General features: G+C 31.7%; 23 protein-coding genes. 16 read left to right on the forward strand and 7 right to left on the reverse strand.

From position 1 onward, the window contains the following. Positions 1-34: 34 nt before the first annotated feature. The 3 genes from BN6559_RS10855 to BN6559_RS10865 all read left to right on the forward strand — a co-directional run bounded on the left by BN6559_RS10855 (position 35) and on the right by BN6559_RS10865 (position 2908). The gene (locus BN6559_RS10855; protein WP_110954724.1) at positions 35-778 is read left to right on the forward strand and encodes an RNA polymerase subunit sigma; all 744 of its coding nucleotides are present in this window, start codon (positions 35-37) and stop codon (positions 776-778) included. A gap of 300 nt (positions 779-1078) precedes the next feature. Further along, positions 1079-1810, forward strand: a complete 732-nt coding sequence (locus BN6559_RS10860) for a Fic family protein (protein ID WP_110954725.1) — start codon at positions 1079-1081, stop codon at positions 1808-1810. Between the two features lie 768 nt (positions 1811-2578). After that, the gene (locus BN6559_RS10865) at positions 2579-2908 is read left to right on the forward strand and encodes a tyrosine-type recombinase/integrase (protein ID WP_267886728.1); all 330 of its coding nucleotides are present in this window, start codon (positions 2579-2581) and stop codon (positions 2906-2908) included. A gap of 427 nt (positions 2909-3335) precedes the next feature. On the opposite strand, the gene BN6559_RS10870 is transcribed toward BN6559_RS10865, so the two are convergent. Continuing rightward, the gene (locus tag BN6559_RS10870; protein WP_110954727.1) at positions 3336-3941 is read right to left on the reverse strand and encodes a helix-turn-helix domain-containing protein; all 606 of its coding nucleotides are present in this window, start codon (positions 3939-3941) and stop codon (positions 3336-3338) included. 145 nt (positions 3942-4086) lie between these two features. Between BN6559_RS10870 and BN6559_RS10875 the strand changes: the two genes are divergently transcribed. The 10 genes from BN6559_RS10875 (at position 4087) to BN6559_RS10920 (ending at position 12461) form a co-directional block, all read left to right on the forward strand. Further along, on the forward strand, positions 4087-4305 hold the full coding sequence (locus BN6559_RS10875; protein ID WP_110954728.1) for a helix-turn-helix transcriptional regulator: 219 nt from the start codon (positions 4087-4089) through the stop codon (positions 4303-4305). After that, on the forward strand, positions 4302-5504 hold the full coding sequence (locus tag BN6559_RS10880) for a tyrosine-type recombinase/integrase (protein WP_110954729.1): 1203 nt from the start codon (positions 4302-4304) through the stop codon (positions 5502-5504). Before BN6559_RS10875 ends, BN6559_RS10880 begins: the two co-directional genes overlap by 4 nt. Before the next feature lie 17 nt (positions 5505-5521). After that, entirely contained in the window at positions 5522-6448 is a 927-nt protein-coding gene (locus tag BN6559_RS10885; RefSeq protein ID WP_110954730.1) for a helix-turn-helix domain-containing protein, read from the forward strand. Positions 6449-6907: 459 nt separating this feature from the next. Then, the gene (locus BN6559_RS10890) at positions 6908-7663 is read left to right on the forward strand and encodes a hypothetical protein (RefSeq protein ID WP_110954731.1); all 756 of its coding nucleotides are present in this window, start codon (positions 6908-6910) and stop codon (positions 7661-7663) included. A gap of 5 nt (positions 7664-7668) precedes the next feature. Next, positions 7669-8028: a hypothetical protein gene (locus BN6559_RS10895; RefSeq protein ID WP_110954732.1), complete on the forward strand. Its 360-nt coding sequence runs from the start codon at positions 7669-7671 to the stop codon at positions 8026-8028. Further along, positions 8025-8213 carry a hypothetical protein gene (locus tag BN6559_RS10900; RefSeq protein WP_110954733.1) on the forward strand — a complete coding sequence of 63 codons (189 nt, stop codon included), beginning with the start codon at positions 8025-8027 and terminating at the stop codon, positions 8211-8213. The genes BN6559_RS10895 and BN6559_RS10900 overlap by 4 nt, the downstream gene beginning before the upstream one ends. Positions 8214-8215: 2 nt before the next feature. Beyond that, positions 8216-9511 (forward strand): type IV secretion system protein, encoded by a 1296-nt coding sequence (locus BN6559_RS10905; protein WP_110954734.1) that lies wholly within the window; start codon positions 8216-8218, stop codon positions 9509-9511. A 5-nt stretch (positions 9512-9516) separates the two neighbouring features. Continuing rightward, on the forward strand, positions 9517-10410 hold the full coding sequence (locus tag BN6559_RS10910) for a sigma-70 family RNA polymerase sigma factor (RefSeq protein WP_110954735.1): 894 nt from the start codon (positions 9517-9519) through the stop codon (positions 10408-10410). A gap of 308 nt (positions 10411-10718) precedes the next feature. Beyond that, positions 10719-11216 (forward strand): plasmid fertility inhibition factor family protein, encoded by a 498-nt coding sequence (locus BN6559_RS10915; protein WP_110954736.1) that lies wholly within the window; start codon positions 10719-10721, stop codon positions 11214-11216. A 345-nt stretch (positions 11217-11561) separates the two neighbouring features. Next, positions 11562-12461: a hypothetical protein gene (locus tag BN6559_RS10920; RefSeq protein WP_110954737.1), complete on the forward strand. Its 900-nt coding sequence runs from the start codon at positions 11562-11564 to the stop codon at positions 12459-12461. A 308-nt stretch (positions 12462-12769) separates the two neighbouring features. On the opposite strand, the gene BN6559_RS10925 is transcribed toward BN6559_RS10920, so the two are convergent. The 3 genes from BN6559_RS10925 to BN6559_RS10935 form a co-directional block, all read right to left on the reverse strand. Continuing rightward, positions 12770-13951 (reverse strand): site-specific integrase, encoded by a 1182-nt coding sequence (locus tag BN6559_RS10925; protein ID WP_110954738.1) that lies wholly within the window; start codon positions 13949-13951, stop codon positions 12770-12772. Between the two features lie 122 nt (positions 13952-14073). Continuing rightward, positions 14074-14928, reverse strand: a complete 855-nt coding sequence (locus BN6559_RS10930; protein ID WP_110954739.1) for a zinc ribbon domain-containing protein — start codon at positions 14926-14928, stop codon at positions 14074-14076. A 172-nt stretch (positions 14929-15100) separates the two neighbouring features. Continuing rightward, positions 15101-15379 carry a hypothetical protein gene (locus tag BN6559_RS10935; protein ID WP_110954740.1) on the reverse strand — a complete coding sequence of 93 codons (279 nt, stop codon included), beginning with the start codon at positions 15377-15379 and terminating at the stop codon, positions 15101-15103. A 135-nt stretch (positions 15380-15514) separates the two neighbouring features. On the opposite strand from BN6559_RS10935, the gene BN6559_RS19265 reads away from it, so the two are divergent. Beyond that, a complete protein-coding gene (locus BN6559_RS19265) occupies positions 15515-15670 on the forward strand; it encodes a hypothetical protein (protein ID WP_199883932.1) in 156 nt (51 codons plus the stop codon). A gap of 7 nt (positions 15671-15677) precedes the next feature. On the opposite strand, the gene BN6559_RS10940 is transcribed toward BN6559_RS19265, so the two are convergent. Continuing rightward, a complete protein-coding gene (locus BN6559_RS10940) occupies positions 15678-16028 on the reverse strand; it encodes a helix-turn-helix domain-containing protein (RefSeq protein WP_110954741.1) in 351 nt (116 codons plus the stop codon). A 149-nt stretch (positions 16029-16177) separates the two neighbouring features. On the opposite strand from BN6559_RS10940, the gene BN6559_RS10945 reads away from it, so the two are divergent. After that, positions 16178-16414 carry a helix-turn-helix domain-containing protein gene (locus tag BN6559_RS10945; protein ID WP_110954742.1) on the forward strand — a complete coding sequence of 79 codons (237 nt, stop codon included), beginning with the start codon at positions 16178-16180 and terminating at the stop codon, positions 16412-16414. Positions 16415-16526: 112 nt separating this feature from the next. On the opposite strand, the gene BN6559_RS10950 is transcribed toward BN6559_RS10945, so the two are convergent. After that, positions 16527-16733, reverse strand: a complete 207-nt coding sequence (locus BN6559_RS10950) for a hypothetical protein (RefSeq protein ID WP_110954743.1) — start codon at positions 16731-16733, stop codon at positions 16527-16529. A 48-nt stretch (positions 16734-16781) separates the two neighbouring features. On the opposite strand from BN6559_RS10950, the gene BN6559_RS19270 reads away from it, so the two are divergent. Continuing rightward, entirely contained in the window at positions 16782-16946 is a 165-nt protein-coding gene (locus tag BN6559_RS19270) for a hypothetical protein (RefSeq protein WP_199883933.1), read from the forward strand. Between the two features lie 28 nt (positions 16947-16974). On the opposite strand, the gene BN6559_RS10955 is transcribed toward BN6559_RS19270, so the two are convergent. Continuing rightward, the gene (locus tag BN6559_RS10955; RefSeq protein WP_110954744.1) at positions 16975-17283 is read right to left on the reverse strand and encodes a hypothetical protein; all 309 of its coding nucleotides are present in this window, start codon (positions 17281-17283) and stop codon (positions 16975-16977) included. Positions 17284-17340: the final 57 nt, after the last annotated feature.

Raw genomic sequence — 17340 nt, forward strand, 5'->3', positions numbered from 1 at the left:
TTTGAATATTTTTATAAAATGGAGATAAGTACAAATGAACGGTGAAATGTACCAGATGTGCAATATTGTTGCAAGCGTGAAGCAAGCACTTAAAAATAATACTGTGTTTATCTTTGAGCCAGCATCATATGAAAAATTCCTTGTTTTTCATATGATGTCGGCTGCTTGCTGTAAAGTTGATACGATAGAAAAATGGTTTGAGGAGTGCTGTAAAAAAGGCATTGTTGATATTAAGTTTTTAACACCAGTGAAAATGGATGAGTGGAATTTAGATATATTTGCAAATGCGCATTCTAATTTATTACTTTGTTATTATGCAAATGGATTGGTTACTTATTTTCAGGCAGATTGGAAATTCTGTGAATACGAAGAAGGTTGGGATATTACCTACACTGAATATGTTTGGAAAAATCCGTCGCAAGATAAACCAAAATTTCACGATAATACGAAGCCGTTTATAAAAATTTTGGAACAAATAGAAACATTGGCTCTTCAGCTTGAAGTTGACAACTTTGCAAGTTTATTCCGAAAAGCGATTTTAGCAGCAAAGGGAGAAATTCTTGCTGAATCTAAAATATCTATTCAATTGCCGGATCAGAATAAGAGACTTTTCCTTGCTGTTTCTGCCGCTTCTGTTTTTGGCGGGATGGGGTCTTGGAATGATCTTCCTCTTTGTATAGCGCATGAAATGAATTTGGTAAAAGAATATGAACAGTTAACTTCGGCTTTACGTGATCAATTAACATTAGCGATACTTTATGCGATTAATGAGTGGTAAATAATAAAAATAAAAAGGCTTTTGAGGTTTCCCTCAAAAGCCTTGAATTCTCTATGGAGCTGATAATAGGATTTCAACCTACGACCTACTCATTACGAATGTTGGATACTGTGTTTGGTGAATAATTACAACCTTTGTAAAGCCTTGATTTTGTTGGAATGAAGGTTGTAAGATTTGTGATTCTTGGTAGTGGTAATGGATATTTTCTAAAGGTTAAGGGACAAAATTATAGTTAGGTAAATTCCTAGGGATATGGGGATATTATGGTATAATAGAAGTTAACTAGAAAGAGGTGATTGGATGAATGAGTTATTACAAAAAATAGATGAATTGCAAAAAATAATCAATAGCAAACGGCCGTTAAATGAGATTGAACAAAAAGAATTAAAGGATTATTTTGCAATTGGGTTGACTTATAGTAGCAATGCATTAGAAGGAAATTCGCTCACCATATCGGAAACAAAAGTTGTTTTAGAAGACGGACTTACTGTTGGCGGAAAACCGCTAAAAGATATTTTAGAAGCTGTGGGACATAAAAGAGCTTATGATTTTATGTATAGTTTAACAAAAGAAAAAACGATATCGGAAGAGAATATAAAGCGGTTGCATAAATTGTTTTATCAAGGGATTGATGAAAAGAATGCAGGGGTGTATAGGCAACAACGTGTATTTATCAGTGGATCTGAATACAGTGTCGCACCACATGATCAAATAGATGTGCTTATGCCGGATATGGTAAATAAACTGAATAAATTAAGAGCAGTGGAACATCCGGTTGTTTTTGCAGCTAAGCTGCATCAGAAATTTGTCTATATTCATCCTTTTGTTGATGGGAATGGAAGAGTAGCAAGGCTTTTGATGAATATGACACTTTTACAGGACGGATATCCGATTGTAGTTATTCCGCCAATTTGCCGTAGTGAATATATTTCGGCATTAGAAAAGGGACATGAGAACGAGGATTTATTTATACAGCTTATCATGGAACGGGTAGTAGAGGCACAGAGGGATTATATTCGGTTGATTGGATAAAATGGTTGACTTGAAATTTTTGTATTTATTTCCTCGAGGGCTTGACCTTAATAAGAAGAAAAGAGGACATCATCATCACAACTGTGTTGGTTGCTCGATGATGATGTCTTTTAAAGTTGGATGTGTATTTAAATAAACAAAGCTCCTGTTCTTTGAGTAGGACCTCACGAGTATAGCCGTGCTTTTCAGGATTATTATATGACATTGGATTTTAAGAAACTATGTGCAAATATAATAAGAGTTGTTATTCAACATATTTTGCAATCATTTTTACCATATGTGAAGGAGCTCTGTTTTTATAAATCTTAATTTTTTATATAGTATTTAGGAATGCTTATTATGAACTCTTTACTAAATTAGGAATTATGGTAATATAAGTGCAGTTGGATTTTTATAATGTTAGATTAGGCTGATATCATTTTGCAGTAGGGGGAGTTTACAAAAATAATATCGAATAGTTATACAGATATCCCGTTTGAATCTCCTTGGATTATACAAAAATTTTTAGGTTGAAGTGTAACTGAAAAGCTTGACCGAAACAGTTATTTATTTTAGTTACAGTTTTATTTCATTTTACGGTGAAGCATCGAATAAATTTTTTGTTTTGTGGTGCGGTATGTTAAAAATTATATTCATTGAAAAATAGAGTTAGCAAATTGTTTCTTGTGCATTGAATTGTACACTGAATCCTATTATAGAGGTTAACAAAAAAGGACTATTAGGGATGATAAAGTAACCAAAAGCAATCAGGTATTAAGTGGTAAGGAGATTTTCACGAAAGACCCCAAAAATAAAAGTTCGGTAAGACGTATAGCTTTATCCAATAGTTTGATTGATTTGCTGAAGATGTATAAAAGAGAACAGCTTGAACAGAAATTTATGTTAGCTAATAAATGGGTAAATGAAAACTGGTTGTTTACAAAATGGAATGGTCGACCGATGTATCCAACAACACCCTCGCAATGGTTTCGCAAATTTTTAAAGCGGCACGGATTGCCGCATATGAGATTTCATGCGCTTCGACATTTATCGGCTACATTGTTGATTGCGCTTGGTGTGCCACTAAAAAAATGTAAGCAGTTGGTTAGGACATGCTGACATTTGGACTACGGCTAATATATATGGTGCAGCTCTCCAATCGGTTAAAATGGATCAATATTTGCAAAAAGTAAGGAGCAGATGACTTGAAAATCCCGTTAAGGGACAAATAAGGGATAAAAATCTATTTTAACATAAAACAAAAAAGCTTCCGATAGATCGGAAGCCTTGAATTCACTGGAGCTGATAATAGGATTTGAACCTACGACCTACTCATTACGAAAAGTAAATAATAAAAACTATATACAAAATAAGATGAATTATGTATTTGAACAGCTAATATTGTAATATTCTTAATGTGATTTTGTTAAATTTGAGCGTGGATCACGTGATGTGCTATAAAAAAATAAAAAATGGGGGATAAAATAGGGGATATGAAAATTTCATACTATCAAGTTTTTAAGCGATTGGATTTATTTCCAGTCGCTTATTTTTGTTCTGGTGGCTTAGTTATATCAAAAATAGGTGAAGTGGGATTTTGCAATAAATCATTTAGTTTATCAAGATTTGTTGTTGGTGTTGGAGATATTGGGGTGCTAACTATACGATCATTTTCAAAAGAAAGCCTTTTTATAAATGGAGCGATTTGTTCAAAATTCTTTTTAGTTTCAGTTGGATCGGTTTCTAATATTTCGGATGAAAAAAATCGCTGAACGTAAGAAAATAGGAAAACTATATTAGCACGGACTTCTAAAGAATATAAGTTGATTCGTGTACTAGGGTCTTGGTAATTTGTAGGAATAAATATGGCTTTTTTTGATAAAAAATTCTGTAAATGCTGCTCTTCTAATTTTAATAGCATTTCATTGTTATATGGATCATCTATACGACCTGTTAACCAATCTATAGAAATTCCGAATAAATCGGAGAGGTCGTATAGAATATCGGCAGATGGTAAAGAGCGTTGAGATTCAAAATCATTAATAGAAGTTCTACTCTTTAAGCCTAATAAAGCCGCTAACCTTGTATTTGTTAAATTATGTGTTACTTTAGATAAATTTAATCTATATGAAAAGAAATAACGATTAAACATAAAAACTCCAATTCTGTCGTTGACAACGACAAATAAAGATAATATAATAAACGCATAAAGAACGTCGTTTTTAACGACAGGGCAAAAATAAAATTATTAAGTTAATTTTAACAAAATTTAAATCAAAAAGAAAGGATTGAACATTATGAGCGAAAAAAAGAAAAATTTTTACACAATCAGCCAAGTACAGGAACTTGTTTTTGAGGGTAGTTTGAGCAAAACGACAATTCATCAATTAGTCAAAAAGGGGAAAATTCCTTCTGTGTCTTTTATGTCTAAGAAATTAATACCTAGTTACTGGGTGGAAGAATGTCTGGCTAAAGCCAATTGTAATCCTAGTGCAGTGGAGCAGCAAACAGTATGACACGCAGGGCATGGGGTGAAGGGAGCTATGATTATAACGAAAATTTAGATCGTTGGCGTTGGCGTGGTTATTATACCGACTTAAATGGTGAGAAAAAGCGTAAGGAAATCGTAGCTAAGGCGAGGAAAGAGTTAAAGCTTAAAGTAAAAACATTCTTGCAGGAGATAGAAGATAACGGAGTAGATGCATTTAGTAATATGACAATTGAAAAATGGTGTAAGACGTGGCAGGAAGATGTAATTAAACCAAGTGTAAAAACGCGAACCTTTGAAAATTATAAAGGAACCTGCAAGAATCACATTATTCCGAATTTTGGGAAAATAAAACTTAAAGAGCTACAGGTAATGCCTATACAGCAATTTTTAAATGATTTATGTGAAACTCATGCTGTTAGTAGCGTTCTAACGATTAGAAATCATTTCATAATTTTGCTAAATGCAGCGATTGAGTATGGATATATAAAAAATAACGTAGCGAAGCGCACAAAGCCTCCTAGGCGTGTTAAAAGCGAAATTAATGCTTTAACGGACATTGAAATAAATAAATTGCTAAATGTTGCTAAAGAAGGCTCGTATATTTTTTATGGTGCAAAACAAACTTGGATTGAAAACGAAGGAATGCTTTATTTGCGAAATTGTTATTATGCGGTGGTGTTATTAGCGGTGACTACAGGAATGAGGCAGGGCGAAATTTTCGGATTAAGATGGGAAAACGTTAACTTGGAACAAAAAGTATTATCCGTAAAAACTAACATGGTTACATCGGCAGAGAAAGGACAAGTTTTAGACACGCCAAAAACTTTAACCTCAAAGAGAAATATATTACTGCCTAAAAAAACAGTAGAAACATTAAGAGAGTGGCAGCTTTATCAAAAGAAATATGCTGAAAAATGGGGTGATATTTTTACTAATAGTCATCAATTGGTTTTTACAAATTCCTTTGGGAAGATGGTTTCAGTTACAAATTTCACGAAAAGATACTTCAGAAAAATGTTACGGTCAGCAGGTATAAGCGATAATGTCACGTTCCACATATTGAGACACTCATTTACGACCCAATTACTTAAAAATGGTGTAAATGTTAATATCATTGCTGGAATACTTGGACACTCAAATACCAGCGTTACGATGGATATATACGCACATATTTTGCCGGATATGCAAGAAATAGCTGTGAAAGAGTTAGAAAAACTTTATTGATTTATGGGAGAAAAATGATGAATTTAAAAAATTCAGGTGATAGAAATGAGCTGTTTGAAAATCATAATGAGCCATTACCGTTTTTTTCCTCGTATACATATGCTTTTCAAGATGATTGTAATTTAAGCTTGAATGCAAAAGGATTGCTGGCAATGCTAGTATCTTTTGGCAAGGGGTGGACGATCTATATGAAAGACATCGTTAAACGTAGCAATAGCAAGCCTCATACACTTAAAACGGCGGTTAAAGAACTAGAAAATGCAGGCTATTTAACAAAAAGTAGAGTGAAAAAAGAAAATGGTCAATATTGCGGATGGTCATATACAGTGTATCAAAAGCCAACATGCGAAAATAAAAAGTCTAACCGACATCAAAAAAAACCGACATCGGAAAAAGCTGAAATCAGTAAAAATGCACTTGTTAAATACAAACAAAATGTAAATATAAACAAAATAAATAATAAACAACAACAACATAATGATGATGTTGTTGCAAAACTTGAGCAACATGGAGTTGAAAAAAATAAAATAAATGAAATTGTAAACGACTATCCCAAAGAACAAATTATAGAAAATATTTTTTATGGAGAAAAAAATAAATCAGGAAAATCAAATATGGCAGGTTGGATTATATATTGCATTATTAATAATTTACAGTTGAATGAATTTCAAAAAATGGAGATTGATAAACAAGAAAAAATAAGAAAAAAAGTAACAGATAGTGTTGGAGAACCAATATCAAAATATGATAATCGAAAAATAAATAATTATATAGCAGCATTAAATGACCAAGAACTAAATGCATTAATAGAACAAATTAAAAATAAATTAAAAGCACTAGATAATAATTTGACGATAAGTATGATTGACAAAAATATAAATGATATACGTAATCCGGAAGAAAATATAATAAAAAATGTTATATACAAGTACATATTTGATTGAAAAATTAGTTTGTAAAATTGGCGAAACACAACAATAAAACTGGTGTTTTTGAACAATAATCTGTTGAAAAGTCATAAAAAAAGCATAGAAAAAGCTAGTTTGGGTTCGACGGTTTTTCTATGCATACGTCAGCCAGTCGCCCCGCCATTCTCCTATTCTCCGCCTATCGGCTACGTTCTCTATTTTTCCAGACCTCACCCGAACAACATGCTTTATGTTAGGGTGAGGTCTGGAAAAATAGAGAATCATAGAAAAATGGCGGGGCGACTGGCTTAAAAATTAGTAATAAATTAGTTTTGTAATTAAAAATAAAATAAAAAAAATAAGATAAAAATTAAGAGAAGAGAGACGAAGACCTTGAAGGATTTCCTCCTTCAAACTACCTCCGTAAGGTCCGTTCCCTCCCTTACAACCCTCCCTAGAACGGGGAACGAAAAAATTGAAAATGGAGTGTATAGCATGAGAGAGAAAAGAATTTTATTAGTACCAAGGGATTTCAAAGTTTTAGATTTTATTGGTCGGTTTGGTTGGTGTAATGAGAAACATTTAATTCAGTTATTGGACATGCCTATTGATAAAAAAAGTTATCAAATCATTCAAAATAGAGTTTTGAAACGTTTGGTAGAAGCAAAATATTTAATGAGAACAAAACTGCAAATAAATGAACCAGCGATTATAACAATTGCTGAAAATGGAGCTGAATATTTAAATTGTAAAAAAACAAATGTGAAACGTTGTTTTTTGGAGCATGACATGCTCGTTATCGATTTATATTTTAGCCTTTTAAAAAATTTAGAAGATGATGGCGAAGTTGAAACCGACAGAGAAACAAGAAGAGATTTAGGTTATTGTGATCTGAATGAAAGGAAAATGAGAATTCCAGATTTACTTATTCGCGATCAAGCAATTGAAGTTGAAATAAGCGAAAAGAATAAAGATAGGCTCAAAAAAATACTGAATCAATATATTTTTAACGATTCAGTTAAAAAAGTAAACTATTTTGTTCGCGATAAAAATCTAGCCCATAAAATTCATGATCTAAGCAAATATAATGAGAAATTTGACGTGTATATTTTTAAAGATGATATAACAAATTTTATAAAATTTGATAGAAGTCAGCAAAATCTTAATCAAAAATATACCTCGAAGCCAGTAGGAAAAATACAGGAAGAAGACTTAGAAAAATATCGAAAAAAAGAAGTTAAAGGGATGTGAAATGAGTGCAAAATATACAAGTTTTTCTTACAGTCGTACTTGTAGTTTTTTTTATCGCTTTATTTATTATGGAAGTCAAAACGGGTCGTGTAATTCATAAAAAAGAGCTAGTAAGCAGCCTTATTATTTATTCAATATTTATTTGGGGAGTTCCAATAATTCCTATTAATTTATTCCCCACTGCAAGCAAAATATTAAGTTTTGTTTTACTTATTATTTTTCCGTGTTTAATTTGGTGTGCTTATCAATATAATCCCAAACAAAGAATTTTTACTAACACTAGAATTTTATTGTTAGTTGCTTGGGGCGTTTTACTTTTAGGGAACATGATAGGCATAATTCGCGTTTTAGGAGGGACATCATGAAAGTTAAAAGTTTAAAATTTGTAGCTTTTTCAGTAGTTTTAATTTTTACTTTGAGCTTTATTGCCGGCTGTGGTAATAGTGCTAATAACGAAGATAAGAAACAAGCTCCAGTAGAAAAAAGACAGCATGTTGAGGGGGAAAAATATGATCAAGGTGCTGGCATAGGCAAAATAGGAGGAAAATAAAAATGGGCTTGCTTACTAGCTTATTAGCTAATTTTCAAACTATATGTGACAATGGGGTAATTTTGCTGATGCCCCATGCTCAAAGTTTACTTATTCTTATTGTTACGTTAGATTTTTTCTTTTCACTATTATTACAATTAGAACAAGTAGAAATACATGCGTTTTTAATAACTAAAATATTAAAGTATGGTACATTTGCCTTTTTCCTAGAATCTTACTCAACTTTAATGAATTCCATAATAGAAAGTTTAATTATGGCTGGATCGGTGGCAGCAGGTGGAGGAATTACAATTGATGATTTAACAAATCCATCAAAAATAATTGAGATTGGATACAACTTAAGTGAAAATATATATTCATTTACTGCTACTCAAAATCCAGATGGGAGTTTTATTGGGAGTACAATTAAAATAATCGCTGCAACCTTAAACGGAGAATTAACCATAGCAAAGTTATTTCCTAACTTATTTTTCTTTGGGAGTAGTATTGTTTTAATTATTGGGTTTTATATTATTGCATGGCAAATATTCATGACTTTATTAGAATTTAAAATTTCAGCTGCATTATTACCGATATTAATACCTTTCGCAGCATTTCAATATACGTCTTTTATTGCTACAAGAGCAATTGGAATGGTCTTTGCATTTGGTGTGAAAATGATGTTTTTAACTTTTGTTATTTCTGCAGCATTACCATTAATGCAGGTATGGACATGCCCTGAAAATCCGACGAATGTTGATTGTTTACGATTAATTAGTGGGGTATTTTCAGTTGCCTTATTAGCATGGAAAGCTCCTAATATGGCTGCTGGATTTATGGGGGGAGCACCGTCCTTGACAGCAGGATCAGCTTTAGGGGCTGGAATGGCTGCAAGTTTTGCAACCACTAAAATTTCTCAAGCTGCTTCGAGTACGGCAAGAGGTTTGGCAAATACAGTGAGAGGGGTTTCAAATAGTTTAAGAATTGCAACTGCAGGTGCAAATGACAGTGGAAGTGCAATGCAAGATACAGGTGGTTTTACTGCATCAGATAATACTTCAAGTGGTGGAGGCTTTAGTCCACCTACAGATGGTTCTAATAGTCAAGTAAAAAGCAATTTCATGGGGGGAGGTTCATCGGAAAAAAACAATAATTTTAGTAGCGCCAATCATTCAAGTTCCGAAAATCCATCAAATTTTATTAAAAGTGATGATAAAAAAACAAACGAAGGAAGAAATGGAAAACCTAATTTTACATCAAGCCAGGATACCAAAAGTTTTAATTCAGAAAAATTTCTCCCACCTACTAAAAAGGAGTGAAAAGCTTGAAAGAATTTTTTGATCTTGAAGATGAAAAAGAGCAGATATTAATAGAGCCTTTATTTCGTACTCTAAATAAAGAAGAAGAATACGATTTACTCCATAGATGGTGTAAGAATAAAGACGATTCAGCAAGATCCAAACTATTTATATGTAATAGAGCTTTAGTTGTTATGGTAGCGAAAAAAATATACAATTCTACTGCAAAAAATTATATATATAGGTCATCATGCTTAATCCAATTAGAAGATTTAATTCAAGAAGGTTATAAAGGATTACATGATGCTATAGAACGCTTTTCTTTAGAGAAAAAATGTCGATTTAGTACATATGCTGTTCCTAATATAAGAAAACATATATATCAATACATAACCGACAATTATTCAGCAATTTGCGGACCATATATGACTCGGCGAATTATGGAATATAATGCAGCGAGAAACAAATTAGAAAAAATCTTAGGCCGAGCACCTAAGATTAATGAACTAGCAATAGAATTAAACTGCACTCTAAAATTTATGAGCAAGACCGTTTCAGCTGCTAATATGTCTGAGTCAATTATTGATATAGATGGATTAATAAAAACTGATGAAGCTGGAACTAAGACAGCTTTATTTGCATCCTGGGATCCTACACCTGAAGAGTTAATATTAGAAAATGAAACTAAAATAGAACAGCAAAAGAAAATAGATAAGCTCCCAGAAGCTTTAAAGGTTCTATCTAAAGAAGAACGTATTGTCATTTGTATGAAGTTTGGTATTGGTTGCAATTCGGATTACACCAGGACTGCAATTGGTAAGAGAATCGGTATAACAAGATTCAATTTATGTATTCTTGAGGATCTGGAAAAAACGGCTCTTAATAAGCTCAAACAATTTTACGATTCAAAAAAGCACTAGAAATAATGTTTTTTGTGATGGAAATTATACTGTCGGTGCTCATTACGTCAAGTGCTTTCACGGCATATGCTCACTACGTTCCGCTATTCCATGATCACTTGACTTCACTCCGCTCCTAACGTGAGCTATAGCCATCAAAAAACGTTCATTAGGGAGATTAGCTAGTATTTGTATGGGTGCGCTAAAACAATTTTACGATTTGTTTTAGCTTTGTTGAAAATTAGCTTCAAATTAGGCGATAATCTTTAATAAAAAAGTTTTTGGTGATATTAAAAAAATAAATACAAATAAAAAAGGAGATTTTTACTATGGATACATTTTATAAATTGGAAAAAATCATATATTCTATGGCTGGAGTTTTTCGTATACCAACCGATTATGGTGAAATGTTCATGAGGATAGAAAGATCAAATGATTTAAATGATGAAAGATTTATTGTTGAAGTCGATGCACAACGGTTTCTTAGTCTTTGGCGTAATACTACAGACCGTAATCATTCTGAAATTGCAAATGGGAATATTTCAACGTGGAAGAAAGATAGAAAATTCCCGGAAGCAGAAGATGGTTTTTCGCATGGTGAAATTAATCCTGTTCCACTTGCTGAAGTTAGTGTGTTTTTTTCGGGAGGTAAAAAGCCGTGTATAAATGTATGTAATGGTGTTACTCGTACTATTTATTTGTTAACAGCAAATGCTGAGAAGTTTCCTGTTGAATGTCGCGGTATTGATCAAGCGAAATTACTTCAAAAATTTGCTGGTTTACCCAATAGAGCATTTAAATCTGTTCAAGAATTGATACCTGAATAGTTTAATTTAACTATTGGAAATATTTATAATTTATTTTAGACTTGTTGAAGAGGATATTATCCTGTTTACAAGACTTATAAGACAAGTTTATAATATTAAAAGTACCTTATTAAGAGAACGTTTTCGGTTGAATGAGGTTAGGTTAGTAACTCTTTTAAGGTAAATGCTATAAGAGTGATGCGTTGGTAACAGACCAGTCAACGCATCACAAGAATATGACCTGATTTTATTCAGTTAAGGGGCTAGTTTAAGCTAGCCTCTTTGTTATATAGCTATCAAAAAAGCATCTATGTCACGAATGGATATTCAAGCAACATGATATTATAAAGAGAGGAAGAGTTACACATGGATATAGCTTATAGTTTGGAATATGAAGATATTATTGACGCTGAAAAGGCATATGACCTTTATTGGTCTGGATTTATTACTGATAAAAAACTTTTTGAATGTCCAGAACCTAACTGTTCGGGACAAATGACTTGCGCTAATATTGATAAGCCAAGATTTTTAATGAAAAGAGATCCATACTTTACTCCAGGAGAAGGTCATCAATGTGATTTTTTTAGAGGAAAGAATAAAAAAAGTTCATATGTGAAAGATGATCGTATTGGATTAAGAAATAAATATATAGATACTCAAGTGGACATTTTTTTATTTGATAAGCCTAAGAAAAAGTCTCTAGGAAAAGATGTAGGCTTGAATTTGGGTGATAAGCATAAAAGAATGAAAAAAAGACAATACCTTGAAAGAGATGACAATGACGTTAGAAATTCTAAATATAATACGATAAAACCTTTGATTTCGAAGTTTGAACGTTATATTCGAGAAAATTTATTAGATAAGCGATTTATAAATATTGTAGGCAATAATATCCCTTATTCACAAATGTTTGTGAATATTGAGGGATTGGATTTCTCACAGGTAAACCAATATGATAGGATATATTTTGGTGAAGCAACAATAGTTAAAACACCTTTAAAGAGTAATGATTTTATTATCAAGTTCGTCGGAAATATTATTAAAGATGGCGAGCGTCTTCACCCATCTATTTATATTGCAAATGCAATTATACAGAAGCATTGGAGAAAAAACACTTGGAGCGATATGCTTAATGATTTAGTTAGAGCGAGGCAAAAGATAATTTTTTACATATATAGCAAACCAACAGTAAATGGAGATAAAAATCAATATTTAAACTTTCAAATAACTAATTTAAACTATTTAGATTATAGAATAGTAGAATGAATATATGAGTACGTGGTATTGAAAGCATGTAGATCTTTTTCTAAAGCTCTTTCGATAGGGGACTAAAAAGGGGATTTTGCTTTTTTAGGCACAAAAAAGGCTTCTGAGGAAAACCTCGGAAGCCTTGAATTCTCTATGGAGCTGATAATAGGATTCGAACCTACGACCTACTCATTACGAAAGAATTGTTAACTGTTTTTACGTTATTTTGTATTTGTTTTTAGTATTGAATATCTATCCAATGTACATGTATGTATTTTTATGTATTTATTGTTTGCATGCAGAAATGCATGCAGTAAAACATTAAATCAGATTGAAAATCTTTTATCTAGCTTTTGAAGTGCTTCACGTTTTTCTCTTGGAATAAAATGAAAGTACAATTTATATGTAACTTCTATGCTGCTATGTCCAAGACGTTTAGATACATAACTAATATCTTCACCAGCCGCTAATAGGTGGCTTGCGTGGGTGTGCCTTAAACAATGAAATGTTAATCTGCTTATTTTTCTTTTTACGCAGAATTTCGGGAACCACTCGCTTATTCTGTCTGGGTGTAGGTTTGTCCCATCAGCATTACAAAAAATTAATCCAGTGTCAATATATTTTTCTCCTAAACGAAGTTTGTTAGCTTTATTTATTAATTGTTGATTTCTTATAGCTGAAAGGACAATATCGGTTATTTCAATTATTCTGTTTTTTTTATTTTTTGTTTCTTTGAATTCAAAACCATTTTCTTTAGTATAAATGAGAGCTTCATCGATTTCAGCAGTATGATTTTCTGCATCTATATCATCATCTCTAAGTGCTAACAATTCTTCTCTGCGCATACCTGTCCTAAGCGCTACCGTTACTAAGTTTTCATTTTCATTTTCTTTTAGATCATTTTCTAATTTTATAACTTCATCAGTAGAAAGAACTTTGACTTTTTCCTTTTTTTTAGGTTGATTATCCAATTTTATTTCCGGCAATTTCATCCTCAATGCTACATTGTTTTCTAAAATTCCATCTTCAAAAACTGCGTGGTTTAAGATTCTGCGTATAAATCGATAATTCTTTTCTACAGTAGCTATACCAATTTTATCTTTTGTTTTTTTATTAGATAAATTACCTTCGTCAATTATTCTTTCACAAAATTTATATAAATCATCTCTAGTTAATTTAATAAGCCGTATGTGACCGATCCACGGTTTTATTCTTGATTCAGCACATTGTTTATATCCTTCTATCGTTTTCGATCCAAGGCCCTTGGCAGTAGGAGTTTTAAACCAATAGTCAATATATTCACTAAGTGTTGATTTATTTGATTTTACATAATTACCTGCAGCGAGTTTTGTTAATACTTTTAAACGCTCTATTTCAGCTTCGTCCCAATCTAATGTATCAAGAGCAATATAGTCCGCTTTCCTCTTTTTAGTTACCTTATCAATACCGTGATCAATTATTAATGTTAAAGATTTTTTTGATCGCTGTTCGATTCTTACAGTAGTCATTTCTGTTGCTCCTAACTAGAGATATTACATTTTACCGTCTCCCAAAGCAGAAGACGGTAAATTTAATTCATATATTATATTATAAACTCAATGCTTGGAGTTTTGTATGTATTAGGTTGATTTTATATTAATTTCTTTCCTTCAAAGATAAAAGATGTAACCTTTTTTGATTTTGTATCATATATGATCTCAAATTCTGCTCTAATTTCTGCCCCAAATGAATTTTGAGCATCAACGTGAGATTGTACAGTTATTTTGCCTGGTTCTTTAGCCCAATACCATTCATCTGGCCAAGGGAAGTCAGCTGACTTAGGAGATTTTAAAGCCTTTTTTACTAAATCTTTACTTGTAACAGTTAAGCTAGCTTTTTCATCATTCGTTAAAATAAAATCATTCATACTCAATAATACAGCGTTGTTTTGATAAAGATATTTATCCGCATATCGGATATTATAAACTGATCCAGCTGGCCCAATATACAACATAACATTCTTGATATTACTTTGTATGGTTAATCTATATGCTTTCTCGCTAGCATTTTCAAAATTATCAAGTGCTTCATCATGTTGAATCTCATTTATTTCCGTTATTCCGCATTGTTTCAATATATCAACAATTCTTTGCGCCTGCTCAACCGAAACATTAGAACCATTTTGTACCTTAGTCACGATTTGTGCTGGTTTATTGGAAGTTGCCTGTTGATTTGGATTAGCATCTAGAAAACACGAATGAAAAATAAAACCAATTATTAAAAAGAAAATAATTAAAGGAATACAACCAGGCGAAAGTTTTATTTTTTCACCACAAAAAGGACATTTAGTTGCTGTCGCAGGTATAGTTATACCACATTTTTTACAACGTATTTCTTTTATCAACTTATTTTTTGATGCCTGAGGCTGCGATTCTATTTTTACTCCACATTTAGGACAAAAAGAAGAATCGTTGGATATTTCATTATTACACTTTGTGCATTTCATTAATACCACACCCTTATTCTTATTTTAGTATATATAATCAGCTAATAGAGCTTGTTGTTTTACTTGTAAATATTCTACTTTAATAATACTCTAGTTCATATGTCCTATAATATCGAATTTTGTCGAATACACATTAAAATAAAAACAACCTACTTTATAGTAGGCTTGTAATTTACGCATATCCATCCGGCGGAGTAGGAGGGGTGCGCAGCCATTCAAATTCATCTTGATAGTGTCTATTTTGATGCAAAGGAAAATAAAGATATCCGCGATCATCTATATCAAGATGCCTTACAAAATAAATCTTTTCTCCATGGTGCGGAATGGTAGCACCAAATACATAACCTGTTTCGAGATCAACATCATACAGAACTATTTTAGTTAAATACTTTACAGCCCAGTAGTCGTCACTATTTTTATATTTTTTGATTAACTCATCCTTATCTATCATACATCAAACCTCTTTGTAATAAATTGTCGCTTTTTGTAATGAAATGCGATTTATTGTAAGATAAGTTTAGTATATGTATAATGGAATTAAGTTAATCGCGATTAACAAAATAACGAATAATTGGAGTTGTGATATATGGATAAGTATGTAGTTGTTGATTCCAATAGTGATGTTGTGTTGATTTGTGATTTTCCGAAAGAATTAGAATTCGTTCTAAGGATAAAAGATAAAAATAAAATAACTTACATAAATAAAAACAAATATAAAGATAAGGGGAATAGTGAGGTTTAATACCTTGCTATTCCTTATTTATTTTTATTGTGTGGTAAAACTCTACTATTTTTTTTAATTCTTCAATTGAAATATCTTTAGTTACTTCTAACTTTTCGATTTGGTTATCAGTTAATATTTTTGCGAATTCCTTATTTGGATGATTTGTGGTAATTGTTTCTACCCCAAGCAAATAGTCTGTTTTTACTCCATATAAGTTACTTAAAACTTTTAATGTTTCCAAATCCGGTTCACTAACTTGATTCTCGTAACCAGACAAAGTTTTATTGTTTATTCCGGTTAATCTGTACACTTCAGTTTGGGTTAATCCTTTTTTTATTCTAGCCATTTTTAATCGATCGGCAACAATAGACCTCATTAAATCACCTCTTAAGAATATTCTACACGTATTCTTTGTTTTAAAGAAATATTATCTTAAAAACTTAGAAAAAACTATTGACTTCTTAATTTCTAAGATGTAATATATACACATAAGGTTCTTAAAAACTAAGAAAGGATGGGGCGTATATGAAAGTATATCAACGTATAAAGCAGTATATGGATGACAAAGGAATAAAACAAAATCATGTCGCGTTAAAAGCTGGATTTAACCCAAAAACTTTTAATGCAATATTTCACGAACGAAGGAAATTAACTGTTGATGAATTTGAAAATGTTTGTGTTTTAGGACTTGGGGTTAATCCTAAATATTTTTTTGAAAATATAGTCTTAGATTCTAAGAATGAAATCAAAACTACAGCATAGGAGGACTTAATGTTTAAAAAGATAGCAAAAAAGCTTTTCGGAGAATTATCAGAAGCTGAAATAACCCTGATCGGAGTTATTTTCATAATTATCAGCGTATCAATGACCGTAATTAACGTGTCATTAGCGCTTGGTAAACAGTGACCACAGCAGCGATTCCAGAAAAAAATGTTCCAAGAATAAGAAGATAATAATTTCGTTTTTCTTTTGATTTATTTTCCTGTTCTTTGCGATCAAGATATCGTTTGATTCCAGTAGGATCTAGGATTTCCGCTTCTAACATTCTTCGTTTTTCTGGGGTTAGTTTTATATCAGACATAAAATCAATCCTTTCATAATTAACTAAAAAGGCGTAGGAGGTGAGAAAATGGTCGGAAAATCAAGAAGAGAAGAAACTTTATTAGGATTAAAAAAATACAAAGAAAATCCAAGTAAATTCATTTTAGAGCAAGCAATGTTTAACCTTGTTTGTAGCAGTGAAGGCAGTATGGAAAGAATTGAAGCCGTGAAATTTCTAAATGAAATCGAATAGCTAACGCCAATTAGCTATTCGATAAAGGTTACTCACATTCGATTGTTTCGTTTTTAAAAGTAATTTGATTAAATTTTTCAACATCATATTTTTTAACTTTTTCTAACAATGATGTTTTTTCGTTAATCTTTACCGACTTTTCAAGATAGACGTTGAAAAGGCTACAGAATAAAACATAATTTAATTTAAATTTGACTGGTTTTGGTTTATCTTCTGTGAATACTTCAACCGAAGAAGATTCATCACGTTCGGAGCCTATAACTTGGTAAAGAACACCGTTCGCTTTAGCTATTTCAACAAACTTATCAAAGCATTCTAATGTTTTAACTTTTATCATAATTATCACCTCCCTTCAAATTACCAAATTCGACAGGAGGAAACAATTACCTTTTAA

This window comes from Massilibacillus massiliensis, assembly GCF_900086705.1.
GTDB lineage: Bacteria > Bacillota > Negativicutes > FLKF01 > FLKF01 > Massilibacillus > Massilibacillus massiliensis.

Coding starts and splice junctions, on each gene's coding strand:
- BN6559_RS10905 (WP_110954734.1), top strand. CDS start 8,216: ATGGGCTTGCTTACTAGCTTATTAGCTAATTTTCAAACTATATGTGAC.
- BN6559_RS10925 (WP_110954738.1), bottom strand. CDS start 13,951: ATGACTACTGTAAGAATCGAACAGCGATCAAAAAAATCTTTAACATTA.
- BN6559_RS10900 (WP_110954733.1), top strand. CDS start 8,025: ATGAAAGTTAAAAGTTTAAAATTTGTAGCTTTTTCAGTAGTTTTAATT.
- BN6559_RS10860 (WP_110954725.1), top strand. CDS start 1,079: ATGAATGAGTTATTACAAAAAATAGATGAATTGCAAAAAATAATCAAT.
- BN6559_RS10880 (WP_110954729.1), top strand. CDS start 4,302: ATGACACGCAGGGCATGGGGTGAAGGGAGCTATGATTATAACGAAAAT.
- BN6559_RS10920 (WP_110954737.1), top strand. CDS start 11,562: ATGGATATAGCTTATAGTTTGGAATATGAAGATATTATTGACGCTGAA.
- BN6559_RS10935 (WP_110954740.1), bottom strand. CDS start 15,379: ATGATAGATAAGGATGAGTTAATCAAAAAATATAAAAATAGTGACGAC.
- BN6559_RS10870 (WP_110954727.1), bottom strand. CDS start 3,941: ATGTTTAATCGTTATTTCTTTTCATATAGATTAAATTTATCTAAAGTA.
- BN6559_RS10885 (WP_110954730.1), top strand. CDS start 5,522: ATGAATTTAAAAAATTCAGGTGATAGAAATGAGCTGTTTGAAAATCAT.
- BN6559_RS10955 (WP_110954744.1), bottom strand. CDS start 17,283: ATGATAAAAGTTAAAACATTAGAATGCTTTGATAAGTTTGTTGAAATA.
- BN6559_RS10875 (WP_110954728.1), top strand. CDS start 4,087: ATGAGCGAAAAAAAGAAAAATTTTTACACAATCAGCCAAGTACAGGAA.
- BN6559_RS19270 (WP_199883933.1), top strand. CDS start 16,782: ATGGTCGGAAAATCAAGAAGAGAAGAAACTTTATTAGGATTAAAAAAA.
- BN6559_RS10945 (WP_110954742.1), top strand. CDS start 16,178: ATGAAAGTATATCAACGTATAAAGCAGTATATGGATGACAAAGGAATA.
- BN6559_RS10930 (WP_110954739.1), bottom strand. CDS start 14,928: ATGAAATGCACAAAGTGTAATAATGAAATATCCAACGATTCTTCTTTT.
- BN6559_RS10940 (WP_110954741.1), bottom strand. CDS start 16,028: ATGAGGTCTATTGTTGCCGATCGATTAAAAATGGCTAGAATAAAAAAA.
- BN6559_RS10915 (WP_110954736.1), top strand. CDS start 10,719: ATGGATACATTTTATAAATTGGAAAAAATCATATATTCTATGGCTGGA.
- BN6559_RS19265 (WP_199883932.1), top strand. CDS start 15,515: ATGGATAAGTATGTAGTTGTTGATTCCAATAGTGATGTTGTGTTGATT.
- BN6559_RS10855 (WP_110954724.1), top strand. CDS start 35: ATGAACGGTGAAATGTACCAGATGTGCAATATTGTTGCAAGCGTGAAG.
- BN6559_RS10950 (WP_110954743.1), bottom strand. CDS start 16,733: ATGTCTGATATAAAACTAACCCCAGAAAAACGAAGAATGTTAGAAGCG.
- BN6559_RS10890 (WP_110954731.1), top strand. CDS start 6,908: ATGAGAGAGAAAAGAATTTTATTAGTACCAAGGGATTTCAAAGTTTTA.